Genomic DNA, 14,927 nt, shown 5'->3' on the forward strand with positions numbered 1-14,927 from the left:
GAATGATTCCCCCTAATTAAAACTTTTCTGGATTTAATAATGCGTATACTAAGTACACCGTAATCGCTGCAACAATAACCGATAAGGCAATCATCATGATTGCTTCCCTTCTTTCACAACTTTATCTGACCAACTTGCAAGACTTGCCATCGATGCGACTAACCCAACAAAAATACCGATCATTACAACATCTAACATAACTACCCCTCACTTTTGTTAATTTTTACCATCTAGTTATCAAAAAAAGAACACTAAGCTCTACTTAGTGTTCGAAACGAACAACACAAAGTAAACCTCCTCTCTAAACGCTTACGAGGTTAGCTGTCGGATTCGGGCCTAAAGAGTAGCCCTACTTTCAAAATTGAAAGATTCACCCCAAGTGACAATGCACAAAATTGGTTCCCCCGCTCCATTTCTGGAACTCAGCGATTTTAGGTTTTTTTTGGAAATTTCATGAATGATTTATGAGAGTAAATATACTCCTCTAAATTTAACTTGTAAAGGGGTAAATTACTGAAAATAAGAAAATACCCATCTATTTAAACGCTTACATTAGGTGTTATTACTATTCTTTCATCTATTTTCTCGTCTTTTCTTTCTTTTTCACAGAAATGATCTTTCAAATACGAAATAAAAAGAGCGAATGACATGAAGTGCATAGCTTGTTGCACTCAGCATTCGCTCTTTTTTCATTCACTATTTATTCCCCTCGTAAAAAAGCACGTAAATTTCTCCCGCGAATATAAACTTGTGACAATTCTGCATGTAACTGCTCATATTCGATAACGTCTGTTTTTAAATATAAAGCGTCTTTCGATGGCAATATAATATATGGCCTTGGGAAAATAGGATCAAGCACCACCAATTCTTGAACTCGCTCTACCGATACCGCCCAACGATTCGCTATATCTCCTAGTAACAACACCTTCATCTTTATTTCCTCCGCCCTATTCAAAAAATAAAAAAGAAATATTATCACAGTTCGTAAACACTACAAATTTAGCTCCAATTGTTTCATAGAGCCTGGCCGGATATCGTTTATTCCTTGTAACAACAGTAATAGGAGCTTGAAAAGAAAAACGAATGCGTTCTGTGAAGAAACTAACTATCGGCAGCTCATCTCCTAGTAAAATCACTTTCTTAATACACTCACAAATACTAGTAAAATCCTGCCCCTTACTACAACTATAAGTCCAATCAAATCCACAATTCCTAACTTCAGCCGCTATCTCTTCATTTGCTGTAAAAATAATTAACTCATGTTGAAATGCTACTAGATCTCTTAAACTATTTACCTTGCTTTCTTCTCCAACACAAATAAGTGTTAGTTCCATGTACCTCATCCTCCTTAGTATAAAAGAACTCAAACATAGATTGATATTCCCCTATACTAATCAGATCGATGAAGTGATGTATCCATCATGGCACCGTCCTCTCTCAAGACGCTTACGAAGTTAGCTGTCGGATTCGGACTTTGAGAGTAGCCCTACTTTCAAAATTGAAAGATTCACCCCTAGTGACGACGCACAAATTGGTTCCTCCGCTCCATACATTTGGACTCAGCGTATTACAAAAAATGTATTCTGGCTGATATATTACTCCTGTATTTGGAAAAAGTAAACAGAAAAAAAGCCAGTTATAAAACTGGCTTTTCACTTACTTATGCACGCGCTTTATTCAATTTACCCCGCATTAACGGGCAGTAAAACTCCCACCTCAAAATTCAGTTGGAGCAAAGAAGTTAGGTGGGAGATCAACTGCCCGTAAACGCCCGATTGGTTCAACTAATAATCAGTGGGGGATGCCCCCCACTGATTATAGTTTCACTTTATATGCAAAATGATTCGTCGGCCCATGACCACTGCCAATATTCAATGGCTCTTCAATCGCTATACTAATAAATTGTTTTGCCTCTTGAACTGCCTCTTCAATTGAATACCCTTTAGCAAGTCCTGCTGTAACTGCAGACGCAAATGTACACCCACTTCCGTGCGTTTGCTTTGAAGGAATTCGTTCACTTCTAAATTCAATAAACTCTTCTCCATCAAAGAGTAAATCGATTACTTCATTACCTTGATATTCTGCATGCCCGCCCTTCATAAGCACATATTTAGCACCTAATTCATGCAATACTTTCGCAGCTTCTTTACTATCGTCTATATTATGAATCTCCATCCCAGTTAACACTTCTGCTTCAGGAACATTCGGTGTTACAACAGTTGCTAATGGCAATAAATATTCTTTTAATGCTTGTACTGCTTCTTGTTGTAATAATGATGCTCCGCCTTTTGCAATCATAACAGGATCTAGCACAATATTATTCCAGCCGAATCTTTTAATATGTTCTGCAACAATTTGAATAATTTCACTACTAAATAACATTCCTAGTTTTACAGCATCTGGCGTTAAATCCGTACCAATTGAATTCAGCTGTTCCGTAATTCCTTCTAAAGAAACAGGATATACCCCTTGAACGCCAAGCGTATTTTGAGCAGTAATTGCTGTAATAGCCGTCATTCCATACACACCAAGCTCTTGGAAAGTTTTTAAATCTGCTTGAATGCCAGCGCCGCCTCCGCTATCAGACCCTGCAATTGTTAAAGCTTTATTCACTTTCATCCCACTCATCCTTTTCTACCCAAAATAGCGATGATAAATTGTTTTCGCTTCGCTTATATCTTTCGTTCCATGTACAAGTACACGGCCATCTTTAAAAGCCACTAATCTCTTTTCTTCAACCGAAAATGATAATAAATATGGATTTACATTCAAATCATTTACGCGATCATTCAGCAATTTTTTATATTGTTCAAAATCCATTTCCTCTTTATGAGGTGGTCTAATTTGAACTGTATTTCTCCCGCATAACACTGCTGTTTTTGAAGTGTTTTCCTTATTTAAATATGGATATACTGCCTGTTCACCACACGATAGACAATTATGTTTACGAATCTTTTGCACATTCATACATGAATATTCATTTTTCCATACATCAAATGATACAAGTCCCTCTCGAAGTGATTCGTAATCTTCCACTAACAGTTTAAGAGCTTCCGTTACTTGATGAGAAACGACAAGAGATACAGCAGGTGATATAATACCCGCTGTATCACATGTCGCTCCGCCAAGCGGAATCGATTGTAATAAACAAGATAAACATGGCGTTTTGTCTGGAAGAATCGTGTAAGAAAGGCCGTAACTCCCTACACATGCCCCGTAAACCCATGGAACAGAATATTTTTGCGATATATCATTCACAATGAAACGTGTTTCGAAATTGTCAGTCGCATCGATGATTACATCAACATTTGTAACGAGTTCTTCTAACTCTTCAGCCGTTACATCCTGAACGAGAGCTTCTACTCGTACTTCACAATTAATCTCTTCTAGACGTTTCTTTGCCGCTACAGCCTTCGGAAGATTATTCTCTACATCACTCTCTGCATACAATTGCTGCCTTTGTAAATTACTCCAATCGACATAATCACGGTCAACAATTGTTACTTGACCAACGCCTGCTCTTACAAACATCTCTGCGTTTGCACTACCTAATGCGCCTGCACCAATAATGAGTACATGCTTTTCTCTTATCTTTCGTTGCCCTTCTTCTCCGATTGGAGAAAATAATTCTTGGCGAGAATATCGATTATTCAACTACACTCATTCCTTCTAAAGGACTACTTGCTGTTGCACAACGTTTACGTGCAATACGACCTGCTTCAAACCCTAATCGTCCTGCCTCAATACCTAATTTCATTGCGTATGCCATTTTAATAGGATCGTTTGCTCCAGATACTGCTGTATTTAATAACACACCATCCGCTCCTAATTCCATTGCAAATGCTGCATCAGCTGGACTACCAATACCAGCGTCAACAATAACTGGTACTGTCGCTTGTTCAATAATGAAACTTAAATTTAATGGATTTACAATACCAAGCCCTGAACCAATCGGTGATGCTCCTGGCATAATCGCGTGTACACCAAGTTCTTGTAATTTACGTGCTAATACAACATCATCAGATGTATACGGAAGTACGATAAATCCTTCTTCTAGTAACATTTCAGATGCCTTTAACGTTTCTACTGGATCAGGTAATAACGTTCTATCATCACCAATAACTTCTACTTTGATCATATCGCAAAGCCCCGAAGCTTTTGCTAATTTCGCAATTCGAACAGCTTCTTCAGCATTTTTTGCTCCTGCGGTATTCGGTAATAACTTATATTTTTTTACATCAAGTTTCTCTAATAAATTCGGCTGCTTCGCATCGAATATATCCATACGACGTACTGCAAATGTTAAAACCTCAGCCTCAGATACATCAATTGCCTTTTGCTGTACATCAAAATCAGGGAATTTTCCTGTTCCTAATAAAAGTCTAGAATGAAATGAAAATGGTCCAATGTTTAACATAATCAACCGCCTCCTACGAAAGTTACAATCTCAATTTGGTCTCCATCAAAAACAGATGTATCGTTATGATCATCTTTTTGTAAAATATCTTTATTACGTTCTACTACAACAATTCTGTTATCTAATTCTAAATGTGTAAGTAACCCAGCTACTGTTTTTACACTCTCTGGCACTTCAATTTGGTTACCATTAATTTTTAAATTCAAACTTCCATCCCCTTTCTAAACTGTTTTAGAAAGCAATGAATCTAGCAAGTGATTCTCCTGCTTTCCTTCTATTAAATCAGCCATATACTGACCAGAAACAGGACTTAATAAAATGCCATTTCGATAATGTCCAGTACAAGCATATAAACCTTTTATTTCTTCATGCTCTCCCATATAAGGAGCTTCGTGATTAGACTGCGGTCTTAACCCAGCCCACGTACTTTCCCATTCTGCTTCTTTTAAAGCCGGCAATATTGTATACGCACGCTCTAATATAGAAGTAATACTTTCTGGTTGCACAGTTTTATTAAACGTATGAGGCTTCATCGTTGCTCCAATTACGTAACGCCCACCGCGCTTCGGTGTAATATAAAAACGTTCTTGGAAAATAGGAGCTTTCAAGAGCTGTTTCTTGCTTCTTACTGCAACAACTTCACCCTTCACAGGATACGTACCCCAATCACTATGGAAATACTGTAGTAATTTCGTACTCCATGCCCCTCCAGCGATAACGACTTTTTCGCATATGATTACACCTTCGCTTGTAACAATCCCAGTCACTTTATCATTTTCAATTCGAATATCTAACACTTCTGTTTGTTCATATATATCAGCTCCAGAAAATGCCGCGGAGTGTGCGAATGCTTTCGTAAGCTCTGGTGCAATAACATGACCATCTTTCGGATAATATACGGCTCCTATAATTGACTCAGATAGAAACGGCTCTTTTTCTCGCAAACGATCACCCGTTAGAAAATAAGAACCTTCACCTGTTTTCTGTTGCCAATCCATAATATGAAGAATTCTTTCCTTCTCATCTTCATTTTGAGCAATGCGATAAATGCCTTTTTCTTCATACCCAATATCGATGCCTGTCTTTTCACGTAAAACTTCTGCAAGTTGTGGAAATATAGCACGGCTTTCTCTAGCAAGTTCAAACAACGGATCATATTCATCCCACTCCGCCTGAACACCGAGTAAACCAGCAGCTGCTTTCGAAGCTTCAGATGCGATTCTTTGCTTCTCTACAATCGCTACTTTATGCCCTCTTTCTGCTAGAAAATGTGCAACCGAACTACCAATTACACCTCCGCCAATAATCGCTACATCATACTTCTTACACATGTTTTTCCGCCCACTTTCTTATTGATTCCTTATAAGATTTCGCCTTGCTATACGGATTATTACTGCTTATAATCCCGGACATAACAGCAATGCCACTTACACCATTTGCAAGAACATCTCCGGTGTTTTCCGTGGTAATTCCTCCAATTGCTGTAATCGGTATGGATAAGCACTTTGCAATGTCTGAAACTTCTTCAAGCCCCCTCGCTGGCACATCTTTTTTACAAGCCGTTGGAAATACATGACCGTAAACGAGAGAATCCGCTCCATTTTTAAATGCCACTATCGCTTCATCTAGAGAATGTACTGAATAACCAACATGCAAATAAGAAAACTTTTCTTTTACTAACCTTACATCTGCGCTTCGATATCCTAGCTGAACACGCGGAATATTTAATAGAATAGCAATATCAACTCGATCATTTATCACTATCTTCGATGCCGGAAAGCCTTTCTTCAAAAGACTTTCCACACCTTCATACAATTCCTTCGTACTTTTTTCACGCTCACGAATATGCAAATAATCAATCTCACTCTCAATTTGCATCGCTACATTCACTAACTCTTCGAATGGCATATGGCCATTTGAGATTACATGGAGCTCATTTTTCATATTCATTCGCCTACTTTAATATGTTTTCAAATAATTCATCGGCTGGAACGATTTCTTTCGTCATTCCTTTGTCTTTCAACCATTTGTTTTGTTTCTCCCATGACTCTTTTGAATCCGATAAGAACGGCTCATCTTTCGTTTCCATCTTCTCTAATAAAATTTTCATACTTTCTTTTTCAACTTCTGGTACAAGCGGGAAGTTTTCTTTTTCTTGATGATCTAATAAAATATTTAATGCTTCATCAGGGTTTTTCTTCATAAATTCATACCCTTTTTGTGCCCCACGTAAAAAGGCTTGCAATGCTTCTTTATCTTTTTTCAACGTTTTATCACCCGTTACAAACACAAGCTCATGGTAGTTCGGTACTCCGTAATCAGCTGGATTAAAGTATGCTGGTTCATGGCCCTCATGACGCATAACAGGTACTTCATGGTTAATGTATGCTCCTGTTACAGCATCTACTTTTTTCGTAATTAACGCTGGTACTAAATCAAATCCAACATCGACTACTTTTACTGTATCTGGATTACCACCATCTTCTTTTACCATCGTTTTTAAATATGCTTCACTTAAAGGAGTTCCAGAATATCCAACTGTCTTTCCTTCTAAGTCTTTAGGTGACTTAATACCTGCTGATTTCAGTGATACAACATGATTTAACGGCGAACGTACGACAGCTCCAATTGATTTCACTGGAATTTGTTCATTTGCTTTTGCCATGACAACATCTGGTTGATAATACAAACCAACTGTCACTTTCCCTGCTGCCGCTAGCGTTAATGGATCAGTCGGATTAGAAGGGAATTTAATATTCACCTTTACTCCTTCTTCTTTAAAGTATCCTTTTTCAATTGCCGTATAAATAAAGCTATGTACCGCATTTGGGTACCAATCAAGCATTACTGTTATTTCTTTTTCTGTTTTATTCTTATCTGATGCTGAATTACTCGAACATCCTGCAATCATTGCAACTAATAATGTAAACACAAAGATGCGTTTTAATAATTTCATGAATGTTTCCTCCAACTAATAAATTTCTTTTCTAATATGGAAATAAGTATGACGAAGAAAATAGCTAATAATGATAACAATACAATGGGTGCAAATACACCAGCTCCGTCTAACTGCGTCATCATTCTTTTACTGAAATATCCAAGCCCAGCTTGTGCACCGAGCCATTCTCCAATTGCTGCCCCTATCACACTAAGCGGAACTGCAATTTTTAACGCTGAGAAAAAGTAAGGAAGAGCAGATGGTAACTTTAGCTTTAGAAAAATATCTTTTTTCGTTGCACCATACGTAACTAAGAGCTCCTCCCACTCTTTCTTCGTACTACGCAGTCCATCATACGTATTGACCGCAATTGGGAAAAACGTAATTAAAACTGTGACAACAACCTTGCTCCAAATGGTATATCCAAACCATAAAACAAATAGGGGCGCAAGTGCTGTAATCGGGATGGTTTGTGAAGCTATTAATAATGGGTAAAATGCTCTTTCCATCCACGTACTCGCATTCATTAACATTGCTAGCCCCACACCTAATACGATAGAAATAGCAACACCTATTAAAACGACGTATAACGTTGCCGGTAAATGAACCGTAAATAATATGTCTTTTAGTTTCCATATCTTCATTACAATTGCAGAAGGTGATGGCAAAATGTACATCTCATCTACAATTCTTGCTCCTACTTCCCACATAACGAGTAAAATACTAGAAAGTGTAAGAGCAGGAACTAATTCTTTCAAACGGTTCATCATACAAGTACCTGCCTTTGTAACATACTAAGGAGCTCATCTTTAAGCGCCAATACTTCAGGCCTATATAAATCCTTTCTTGTTCGGTTACGATCAAGCGGTACAATTCGCTCAGTTAAAGTTGCTATCGGTTGATTTTCTACAACGAAAATTCGATTAGAAAGAAACAATGCTTCTTCAACATCATGAGTGATAAATAAAATTGTTTTTTCCCACTCTTTCCATTGTTCAAACAACCATTCTTGCAAAGATGCCTTCGTTAAAGCGTCCAATGCACTAAACGGTTCATCTAACAATAATATCTCCCCGCCCGTTAATAAAGTTCGGATAAAAGATACACGTTGTCTCATACCACCAGATAAATCTTTCGGATATTTCGCCTCGTATCCTTGTAACCCAAATTTATGTAACAGTTCTTTCGCTTTTACTTGCGCTTCTTTTTTCTGCACACCTTGGCACTCTAGCGGCAGGGCAGCATTCTCAATAATCGTCCTCCACGGCAAGAGCATATCTTTTTGGGGCATATACCCTACAGGGTGGCTCTTTGTTTCTGTCAGCTCTATCTGTCCAGTACTTGCTTCTTCTAAACCTGTAATAAGGCGAAATAAAGTACTTTTCCCGCATCCACTCGGTCCGATAATACTTACAAACTCTTTATCTTGTATAGAAGCATTTAATTCATTGATGATTGGTTTCTCATCATAATGAAAAGAAACATTATGAAACTGTAGTATGTTCTTGCTCCTCAAATCCCCACATCTCCTTACGATAGGACATATCCCAGAATAAATATTCAAATCGACTGGAATATAGGAAAATCTCCTCTAATCGATCTAGCTCTTTTTCAGACTTTCCAACTGCCATTTCATTTAATAAATCTATTAACCAAATACAAAGGTTACCGTATTCTTCAGAACTATATCCTTGAATCCACTCACCAAAGAACTCATGATCTCTTGCTCCAGGAATATCATTTAAACGCTTTCCAATCTCCCAGTAGCTCCACATACACGGAAGAAGTGCTGCTATTAATTCCGCAAGTGTGCCATTTTGAGATACAGACATCATGTAATTTGTATAAGCTAAATTTTTAGCAGATGGTTTTGCTGACTCTATCTCCTCTATAGAAATTCCAAGTCTTTTTGCATACTGTTTATGGATCGTCATTTCTCCATTTAATATTCCATCAATTTGTTCAGCAAATTTCCCCATTACTTGTGGATTTGTTGCTTTTACAACACCGATGGCATATAGCTTTGCATAATCTAACAAATATAAATAATCTTGAATAATATAATACTGAAACTTATCTTTTTCTAACGTGCCATCCCCCATACCTACTACAAACGGATGATTATGACTCATCTCCCAAACTGGTTGTACAGTTTCTAATAATCTATCGCAAAATTTCATTTCTATTTCCCCTTCCGATATATGTATCTAAATAAAAAACCACTTCTATATAAGAAGTGGTTACAGCAAATAAAATTATACATTTATTCGTTGTCCACTTCCCTTCGCTAGTATTACCTAGATCAGGTCTGTAAGGGTTAAGGATTATTCCTCTCTCAGCACATCAAGCACCCCTAGTGGTTTCAATATGAAATTTTCAAATAAAAAAGCCCCGTTTCTATACGCAAAGAAACGGGGACTCATTGTTAGTGTCCGAATTGCTTCCCTACGCTAGCATAATCTAGATCAGGTAATGAAAAGGATCAAAGGCTTACGGCCTACTCTCAGCTGGCAACACCAGCTCTCCTAGCAAACTATAAAATTATCACTGTCAGTATAACACCGTAATAAGACATCATCAACTGTTTTAATTTTCTTAATTATCCATTAAATATTAATGCGTTTAACAAATATAAATGCACTCCCACAAATGATAGATACAATGTTTATTTACGAACCTCTCTTCTAACATTATTTTTATTGATTTCATATTACATTTATGTGAATACGACCAATATATTATATCTTTATACTATAATAAAATTACAACTATACAACTAGAGGAGGTCTTTATTACATGAATATGAAAGCTACAGCTTTAACAGCCACTACTATCGCAATTGCTTCTTTACTTCCTTCTATAGGAGAATCCAATATACAAACAGCTGCTGCTAAGCAACCATCTAAAGTAAAAACTGGATATGTAAAAATTGACAACGTTGCACTACATCAAAATAACCATGCAGACAGTGCAATAATTGATAACATTCGATTTAATAGCCCGGTTACTATTCTTGAGACAACTCAAGATTGGTATAAAGTATCTGTTAACAACAAAACAGGCTACATAAAAAAAGATGCAATTCTATTCAAAAAAAATGTTCAATCAAAGAATCAATATATCGTAAATGCAAACGCATTAAACGTTCGCTCTGAACCTAATACAGAGTCTTCTATTCTAGATATATTACCAAATGGTCAATTCATTACCATTCAAGGTGAACAAGGGGATTGGTACAAAATATTGCATAACGGTCAAATTGGATACGTACAAAAAAACTTTGTATCTAATGGATCCACACCTCTAGTAAAAGGTGTAGCTGTACAAGGTTCACCTTCTTATACTGTTGCAACACCAAAATTAAATGTACGTAGCAACGCTAGTACAAGTAGCTCTCTACTTGGTTCGTTACAAAATGGTACACAAGTACAAGTAGTAGAAACGGTAGGTACTTGGTATAAAATTCGTTTTGGCACAGGATACGGATATGTAGCAAAACACTATGTAGTGCAACATCAAAATCAATCACAAACTAAAACAGCTCAACCTTCATCAATTCCCGCTGTTTTCAAATTTCCTACTCAAGGAAGAATTAGCTCAAATTTTGATATGCGCTGGGAACAAATGCATTATGGTATAGATATTGCAGCACAAGGCAACATCTCTATTCAAGCCGCTGCTGCAGGTAAAGTTGTGAAATCTTATTATTCGGCTAGCTACGGCAATGTCGTGTTCGTTGCCCATCAAATAAATGGAAAATTATATACAACAGTTTATGCTCATATGAAGGATCGTGCTGTACAAGTTGGGGATCAAGTGCAAGCTGGACAATTAGTCGGTCATATGGGAAATACAGGTCATTCATACGGGCAACATCTCCATTTTGAATTACATAATGGGGAATGGAATCTTGAAAAAACAAATGCAGTGAACCCACTGCCATATCTAGTTAGGTAAATTGTATGCCACGCAATATCAATATACCTCTCATAATTGAATACTTAGCCTTTTTAGGCTTAATCTGTTGTTTAATCATTTATAATACAAACACTGTATTTTTATCTATTATTATTACTTTTGTTGCCTTAGAAATCATTATGGAAGCATTACAAATGCGGCTAAAACAAAAAATAGCGCATATTTATAATGCAATTTTTCTTTTGAGTGCTCTTATAACAAATATAATTAGTACTGGTTTTTACTTATCTACCATACTTCCTGTATTCTTTATAGGTGTTTTATTATTCATAGCTAGATACATTAATGTTCCTCATAACCAAAAACATGAACAAGAAGCTTAGAAAGAGGAGACACTGTGTACCAATCTTTCAAAGATAATCCAACGAAATATATACTGCATTTATATGAAAAAATGAATACTTTTTTTGGTATACAAGGAAGTTATACTGCACAAATTCTCCTTTATGGAATGTTATTTCTTATCTTAGTTACTTTCTCCTTGTTTTACTAACAAAAAAGGATCTCACATAAACTTGAGATCCTTTTTAATTTATATTAATTTTTAATATGTAAAATACGGTTTAACCACAAGCATATTTTTCATAAATAAAACTAAGATTATATTTTTTCTCTAAACTCATTCTTTGTTCATCATCGCACCAATAGAAAAGAATATCATGAATCGTTGCATAACGCTTATTTTTAAGAAATAGTTTAAAGAAGGATGGTAAACAATCATGTAATTGTATAAATATATAATTGCGTAGTATTTCTTCTTTGTATTCAATGCCCTTACAAATATAAAGTAATTCTTCACAATAATATGCATGCTGTGGAACTTGAATCATTTCAAAAAATGGTACATATGATAGCAACTTTCCAATAAAATGACCATATCGATCCATTACCCCTATCGTCATATGCTCCATCATTTCTTTCATCACATATAAATAATCATCTACATGCGTTGTCTTTAATGGATCTAATCGATCTGAAATTTGAGAAAGTACAGCTCTTTGACAAGCTAAAACTGCTTGACTCGGTCCATAATATGATAGAAAATCTGTACACTTACGATACTTTCGTAATAAGTCATGTGTATACAAATCATACACAAAGGTATTACAATACATTGCTAGATTCATCATATCACTATTTAATTGCTCTTTTGACAGTAGCTTAGCTCGCTTACACATATAAAAGAATGTAAATTCCAATACTTCTTTATGCGATAATAGATGTTTACAATCTGTTATACATTTCTCACTAAATTTAACTCGATTCCAAATTTCTACATCGCCATCTGTTAATTCACCAATACGATATTTAATAATTAAATAGTTTAAAGCAACCGCTTGCGTCAAAAGATCCCATGTTTCATATTCCAATGAAGTTTGGACAAATTCTTCTAGCCCCTGGCTTATCATAAAAGCATTTGCCTCTTCATACCAACCAATCTCTTGACATAAACGCAGAATACGTACTAGAGTTGGAATTTCATCTTTATGAAACTGCGGTAAATCCTTTACTTTTTTCATTCCATATACGATAAATGCCGCTAAATTTTCTTCTTTATAAAACTCTTTTTCTTTCCATACTAATATAGTTCGCTCTTTCCCTTCACCTTTTGGATGACAAGGCACAAGCAAAGAAAATAACTCAGCGAAATTGTTTGGTTCTATATATGTATCTGTAACCAAATTCCAATTTGGATCGCCCTGTACAGCCCTCATATAATTCCCCTTTCCTTTTTATCCCGCTATTTGCGGGCAGTAAGACTCCCACCTCAAAATTCTGCGAATGCGAGGAAGTTAGGTGGGAGATAAAACTGCCCATAAAAGCCCGATTGGTTCAACTAATAATTATTGGGGGATGGACACCCCCCAATAATTAAAGTTTCACTTTATCTACGTAGGAAATATTAATTCATTATTACATCATTAACAATGAATATTGTTATATTCAAAATCTATCATAATACTTATATCTATTAGTATATCATTTTTCCTCTTATTAAAAATTAGGAATAACAAATTTTTAATAAGAGGAAATATTAACGCTATATTTATTATATAATGTCTCAGATACATCACGCTAACATATTAGTTTAATCCATATATACTAGAATAATGTATCTGATTTTTATACATAATTTATTCCATGTGCTCCGAGATTTCACTTAAAGCAAAGCCAGCTTGATCATCTGCCGATTCTCTTATAGCTAAATCACCTAGTGCTAGCATACCCACAAGTTGCCCACTCTCAACTACTGGTAAGCGTCTAATTTGATACTGCGCCATTAATTCTGTAGCTTTTTCAATCGAATCATCTGGAGAAACTGAAACAATGCTTGTTGTCATTATATTTGTAATTTTATTAGATCCAGGATGTTTTTCAGCAATCCCACGAACAACTAGGTCTCGATCAGTAACAAGCCCAACAACTTGTTCATTTTCAACAACAGGAATCAATCCAACCGATTCTTCCTTCATTTTTACAGCAGCCTCATATACATTGTCTAGCGGTGTACAATGTACAACATGAGTACTCATAAAGTCTCTCACTCGCGTCATTTTTATCTCCTCCTTTTTATACATACCATAGCTTTTCCTAAATCCCTTTATTTATTTCAGGAAAATCAGTTGATAAAGGAGGATTCTACAAAATAAAAAAGAGTCAGCAATGTGCTGACTCTTTTTTTATGACCCGTACGGGATTCGAACCCGTGTTACCGCCGTGAAAGGGCGGTGTCTTAACCACTTGACCAACGGGCCATGGCTCCGCAGGTAGGACTCGAACCTACGACCGATCGGTTAACAGCCGATAGCTCTACCACTGAGCTACTGCGGAATAATTATGGTGGGCCTAAATGGACTCGAACCATCGACCTCACGCTTATCAGGCGTGCGCTCTAACCAGCTGAGCTATAGGCCCATATACTTTTACAGGGGCAGTAGGAATCGAACCCACACTGGAGGTTTTGGAGACCTCAGTTCTACCTTTAAACTATGCCCCTAAATGATGCCGGCTAGAGGACTTGAACCCCCAACCTACTGATTACAAGTCAGTTGCTCTACCAATTGAGCTAAGCCGGCATAAAAAAAAATGGTGGCTCGGGACGGAATCGAACCGCCGACACGAGGATTTTCAGTCCTCTGCTCTACCGACTGAGCTACCGAGCCAACATAAATGGCGGTCCCGACCGGGGTCGAACCGGCGATCTCCTGCGTGACAGGCAGGCATGTTAACCACTACACCACGGGACCATTTGGTTGCGGGGACAGGATTTGAACCTGCGACCTTCGGGTTATGAGCCCGACGAGCTACCGTACTGCTCCACCCCGCGACGTTATTATATTGTTTTAAAAAATGGAGGAGGTAGAGGGATTCGAACCCCCGCGCGACTCTCGCCGCCTGTCGGTTTTCAAGACCGATCCCTTCAGCCGAACTTGGGTATACCTCCATGAAGGAAAATCAATATTTTTTTATATGTAACTAAACCACTTTTTAAAAAAAATGGAGGAGGTAGAGGGATTCGAACCCCCGCGCGATTCTCACCGCCTGTCGGTTTTCAAGACCGATCCCTTCAGCCGAACTTGGGTATACCTCCGA

General features: G+C 37.0%; 18 protein-coding genes, 10 tRNA genes and 4 riboswitches. Of the genes, 2 read left to right on the plus strand and 26 right to left on the minus strand.

Features of this window, described 5'->3' with window-relative positions; translation table 11 throughout:
• Positions 1-16: 16 nt before the first annotated feature.
• The 14 genes from kdpF to tenA all read right to left on the minus strand — a co-directional run bounded on the left by kdpF (position 17) and on the right by tenA (position 9,535).
• A complete protein-coding gene (gene kdpF / locus MRBLBA3_RS09050; protein ID WP_000972378.1) occupies positions 17-97 on the minus strand; it encodes a K(+)-transporting ATPase subunit F in 81 nt (26 codons plus the stop codon).
• Positions 94-198: a SipW-dependent-type signal peptide-containing protein gene (locus tag MRBLBA3_RS09055; RefSeq protein ID WP_000887888.1), complete on the minus strand. Its 105-nt coding sequence runs from the start codon at positions 196-198 to the stop codon at positions 94-96. The genes kdpF and MRBLBA3_RS09055 overlap by 4 nt, the downstream gene beginning before the upstream one ends.
• A 94-nt stretch (positions 199-292) precedes the next feature.
• Positions 293-438, minus strand: a riboswitch (cyclic di-AMP (ydaO/yuaA leader).
• Positions 439-700: 262 nt separating this feature from the next.
• Positions 701-931 (minus strand): hypothetical protein, encoded by a 231-nt coding sequence (locus MRBLBA3_RS09060; protein ID WP_000866315.1) that lies wholly within the window; start codon positions 929-931, stop codon positions 701-703.
• 16 nt (positions 932-947) lie between these two features.
• The gene (locus MRBLBA3_RS09065; RefSeq protein WP_000424085.1) at positions 948-1,334 is read right to left on the minus strand and encodes a hypothetical protein; all 387 of its coding nucleotides are present in this window, start codon (positions 1,332-1,334) and stop codon (positions 948-950) included.
• A gap of 93 nt (positions 1,335-1,427) precedes the next feature.
• Positions 1,428-1,575, minus strand: a riboswitch (cyclic di-AMP (ydaO/yuaA leader).
• 240 nt (positions 1,576-1,815) lie between these two features.
• Positions 1,816-2,628, minus strand: coding sequence for a bifunctional hydroxymethylpyrimidine kinase/phosphomethylpyrimidine kinase (gene thiD / locus MRBLBA3_RS09070; protein WP_242399621.1), 813 nt, complete (start codon positions 2,626-2,628; stop codon positions 1,816-1,818).
• Between the two features lie 6 nt (positions 2,629-2,634).
• Positions 2,635-3,654 carry a thiazole biosynthesis adenylyltransferase ThiF gene (locus MRBLBA3_RS09075; RefSeq protein WP_001065454.1) on the minus strand — a complete coding sequence of 340 codons (1,020 nt, stop codon included), beginning with the start codon at positions 3,652-3,654 and terminating at the stop codon, positions 2,635-2,637.
• Entirely contained in the window at positions 3,647-4,417 is a 771-nt protein-coding gene (gene thiG / locus MRBLBA3_RS09080) for a thiazole synthase (RefSeq protein ID WP_000931991.1), read from the minus strand. The genes MRBLBA3_RS09075 and thiG overlap by 8 nt, the downstream gene beginning before the upstream one ends.
• A 2-nt stretch (positions 4,418-4,419) precedes the next feature.
• Entirely contained in the window at positions 4,420-4,623 is a 204-nt protein-coding gene (gene thiS, locus MRBLBA3_RS09085; protein ID WP_001049509.1) for a sulfur carrier protein ThiS, read from the minus strand.
• Positions 4,624-4,638: 15 nt separating this feature from the next.
• The gene (thiO, locus tag MRBLBA3_RS09090) at positions 4,639-5,748 is read right to left on the minus strand and encodes a glycine oxidase ThiO (RefSeq protein WP_000335194.1); all 1,110 of its coding nucleotides are present in this window, start codon (positions 5,746-5,748) and stop codon (positions 4,639-4,641) included.
• A complete protein-coding gene (gene tenI / locus MRBLBA3_RS09095) occupies positions 5,741-6,361 on the minus strand; it encodes a thiazole tautomerase TenI (protein ID WP_000787161.1) in 621 nt (206 codons plus the stop codon). The genes thiO and tenI overlap by 8 nt, the downstream gene beginning before the upstream one ends.
• A 10-nt stretch (positions 6,362-6,371) precedes the next feature.
• Entirely contained in the window at positions 6,372-7,373 is a 1,002-nt protein-coding gene (locus MRBLBA3_RS09100) for an ABC transporter substrate-binding protein (protein ID WP_000771332.1), read from the minus strand.
• Positions 7,370-8,122, minus strand: a complete 753-nt coding sequence (locus MRBLBA3_RS09105) for an ABC transporter permease (RefSeq protein ID WP_033658277.1) — start codon at positions 8,120-8,122, stop codon at positions 7,370-7,372. The genes MRBLBA3_RS09100 and MRBLBA3_RS09105 overlap by 4 nt, the downstream gene beginning before the upstream one ends.
• Positions 8,122-8,871 carry an ABC transporter ATP-binding protein gene (locus MRBLBA3_RS09110; RefSeq protein ID WP_001256819.1) on the minus strand — a complete coding sequence of 250 codons (750 nt, stop codon included), beginning with the start codon at positions 8,869-8,871 and terminating at the stop codon, positions 8,122-8,124. Before MRBLBA3_RS09110 ends, MRBLBA3_RS09105 begins: the two co-directional genes overlap by 1 nt.
• Positions 8,840-9,535, minus strand: a complete 696-nt coding sequence (gene tenA / locus MRBLBA3_RS09115) for a thiaminase II (RefSeq protein ID WP_000666826.1) — start codon at positions 9,533-9,535, stop codon at positions 8,840-8,842. The genes MRBLBA3_RS09110 and tenA overlap by 32 nt, the downstream gene beginning before the upstream one ends.
• 82 nt (positions 9,536-9,617) lie before the next feature.
• Positions 9,618-9,720, minus strand: a riboswitch (TPP riboswitch).
• Positions 9,721-9,780: 60 nt separating this feature from the next.
• Positions 9,781-9,892: riboswitch (TPP riboswitch) on the minus strand.
• Positions 9,893-10,151: 259 nt separating this feature from the next.
• On the opposite strand from tenA, the gene MRBLBA3_RS09120 reads away from it, so the two are divergent.
• Both MRBLBA3_RS09120 and MRBLBA3_RS09125 read left to right on the plus strand, forming a co-directional pair.
• Positions 10,152-11,312 carry an SH3 domain-containing protein gene (locus MRBLBA3_RS09120; RefSeq protein WP_363380935.1) on the plus strand — a complete coding sequence of 387 codons (1,161 nt, stop codon included), beginning with the start codon at positions 10,152-10,154 and terminating at the stop codon, positions 11,310-11,312.
• Positions 11,313-11,317: 5 nt separating this feature from the next.
• The gene (locus tag MRBLBA3_RS09125) at positions 11,318-11,656 is read left to right on the plus strand and encodes a hypothetical protein (protein WP_001137809.1); all 339 of its coding nucleotides are present in this window, start codon (positions 11,318-11,320) and stop codon (positions 11,654-11,656) included.
• A gap of 240 nt (positions 11,657-11,896) precedes the next feature.
• Here the strand turns inward: MRBLBA3_RS09125 and MRBLBA3_RS09130 are convergent, their stop codons facing one another.
• The 12 genes from MRBLBA3_RS09130 to MRBLBA3_RS09185 form a co-directional block, all read right to left on the minus strand.
• Positions 11,897-13,048, minus strand: a complete 1,152-nt coding sequence (locus MRBLBA3_RS09130; protein WP_363380938.1) for a DUF3965 domain-containing protein — start codon at positions 13,046-13,048, stop codon at positions 11,897-11,899.
• A 420-nt stretch (positions 13,049-13,468) separates the two neighbouring features.
• Positions 13,469-13,888 carry a CBS domain-containing protein gene (locus tag MRBLBA3_RS09135; RefSeq protein ID WP_000199004.1) on the minus strand — a complete coding sequence of 140 codons (420 nt, stop codon included), beginning with the start codon at positions 13,886-13,888 and terminating at the stop codon, positions 13,469-13,471.
• Positions 13,889-14,017: 129 nt separating this feature from the next.
• Positions 14,018-14,089 (minus strand) — tRNA-Glu (locus MRBLBA3_RS09140).
• Between the two features lies 1 nt (position 14,090).
• Positions 14,091-14,165, minus strand: a tRNA-Asn gene (locus MRBLBA3_RS09145).
• 7 nt (positions 14,166-14,172) lie between these two features.
• Positions 14,173-14,249, minus strand: a tRNA-Ile gene (locus MRBLBA3_RS09150).
• A gap of 11 nt (positions 14,250-14,260) precedes the next feature.
• Positions 14,261-14,331, minus strand: a tRNA-Trp gene (locus MRBLBA3_RS09155).
• A gap of 6 nt (positions 14,332-14,337) precedes the next feature.
• Positions 14,338-14,410 (minus strand) — tRNA-Thr (locus MRBLBA3_RS09160).
• Between the two features lie 11 nt (positions 14,411-14,421).
• Positions 14,422-14,497 (minus strand) — tRNA-Phe (locus tag MRBLBA3_RS09165).
• A gap of 8 nt (positions 14,498-14,505) precedes the next feature.
• Positions 14,506-14,581, minus strand: a tRNA-Asp gene (locus tag MRBLBA3_RS09170).
• A 3-nt stretch (positions 14,582-14,584) separates the two neighbouring features.
• A tRNA-Met gene (locus MRBLBA3_RS09175) sits at positions 14,585-14,661 on the minus strand.
• A gap of 24 nt (positions 14,662-14,685) precedes the next feature.
• Positions 14,686-14,778, minus strand: a tRNA-Ser gene (locus MRBLBA3_RS09180).
• Positions 14,779-14,832: 54 nt separating this feature from the next.
• Positions 14,833-14,925: transfer RNA gene (locus MRBLBA3_RS09185), tRNA-Ser, on the minus strand.
• Positions 14,926-14,927: the final 2 nt, after the last annotated feature.

Origin of the sequence: Bacillus sp. LBA3-1-1.1 (assembly GCF_040676495.1) — a bacterium.
In the GTDB taxonomy this organism is placed as follows: domain Bacteria; phylum Bacillota; class Bacilli; order Bacillales; family Bacillaceae_G; genus Bacillus_A; species Bacillus_A nitratireducens.

What these genes read in the sequence shown, in the direction of transcription:
- thiD (WP_242399621.1), bottom strand. Translation starts at nt 2,628, where the DNA reads ATGAGTGGGATGAAAGTGAATAAAGCTTTAACAATTGCAGGGTCTGAT.
- kdpF (WP_000972378.1), bottom strand. Translation starts at nt 97, where the DNA reads ATGATGATTGCCTTATCGGTTATTGTTGCAGCGATTACGGTGTACTTA.
- MRBLBA3_RS09060 (WP_000866315.1), bottom strand. Translation starts at nt 931, where the DNA reads ATGAAGGTGTTGTTACTAGGAGATATAGCGAATCGTTGGGCGGTATCG.
- tenI (WP_000787161.1), bottom strand. Translation starts at nt 6,361, where the DNA reads ATGAAAAATGAGCTCCATGTAATCTCAAATGGCCATATGCCATTCGAA.
- MRBLBA3_RS09100 (WP_000771332.1), bottom strand. Translation starts at nt 7,373, where the DNA reads ATGAAATTATTAAAACGCATCTTTGTGTTTACATTATTAGTTGCAATG.
- MRBLBA3_RS09125 (WP_001137809.1), top strand. Translation starts at nt 11,318, where the DNA reads ATGCCACGCAATATCAATATACCTCTCATAATTGAATACTTAGCCTTT.
- MRBLBA3_RS09055 (WP_000887888.1), bottom strand. Translation starts at nt 198, where the DNA reads ATGTTAGATGTTGTAATGATCGGTATTTTTGTTGGGTTAGTCGCATCG.
- thiG (WP_000931991.1), bottom strand. Translation starts at nt 4,417, where the DNA reads ATGTTAAACATTGGACCATTTTCATTTCATTCTAGACTTTTATTAGGA.
- tenA (WP_000666826.1), bottom strand. Translation starts at nt 9,535, where the DNA reads ATGAAATTTTGCGATAGATTATTAGAAACTGTACAACCAGTTTGGGAG.
- MRBLBA3_RS09130 (WP_363380938.1), bottom strand. Translation starts at nt 13,048, where the DNA reads ATGAGGGCTGTACAGGGCGATCCAAATTGGAATTTGGTTACAGATACA.
- MRBLBA3_RS09065 (WP_000424085.1), bottom strand. Translation starts at nt 1,334, where the DNA reads ATGGAACTAACACTTATTTGTGTTGGAGAAGAAAGCAAGGTAAATAGT.
- MRBLBA3_RS09105 (WP_033658277.1), bottom strand. Translation starts at nt 8,122, where the DNA reads ATGAACCGTTTGAAAGAATTAGTTCCTGCTCTTACACTTTCTAGTATT.
- MRBLBA3_RS09135 (WP_000199004.1), bottom strand. Translation starts at nt 13,888, where the DNA reads ATGACGCGAGTGAGAGACTTTATGAGTACTCATGTTGTACATTGTACA.
- MRBLBA3_RS09120 (WP_363380935.1), top strand. Translation starts at nt 10,152, where the DNA reads ATGAATATGAAAGCTACAGCTTTAACAGCCACTACTATCGCAATTGCT.
- thiO (WP_000335194.1), bottom strand. Translation starts at nt 5,748, where the DNA reads ATGTGTAAGAAGTATGATGTAGCGATTATTGGCGGAGGTGTAATTGGT.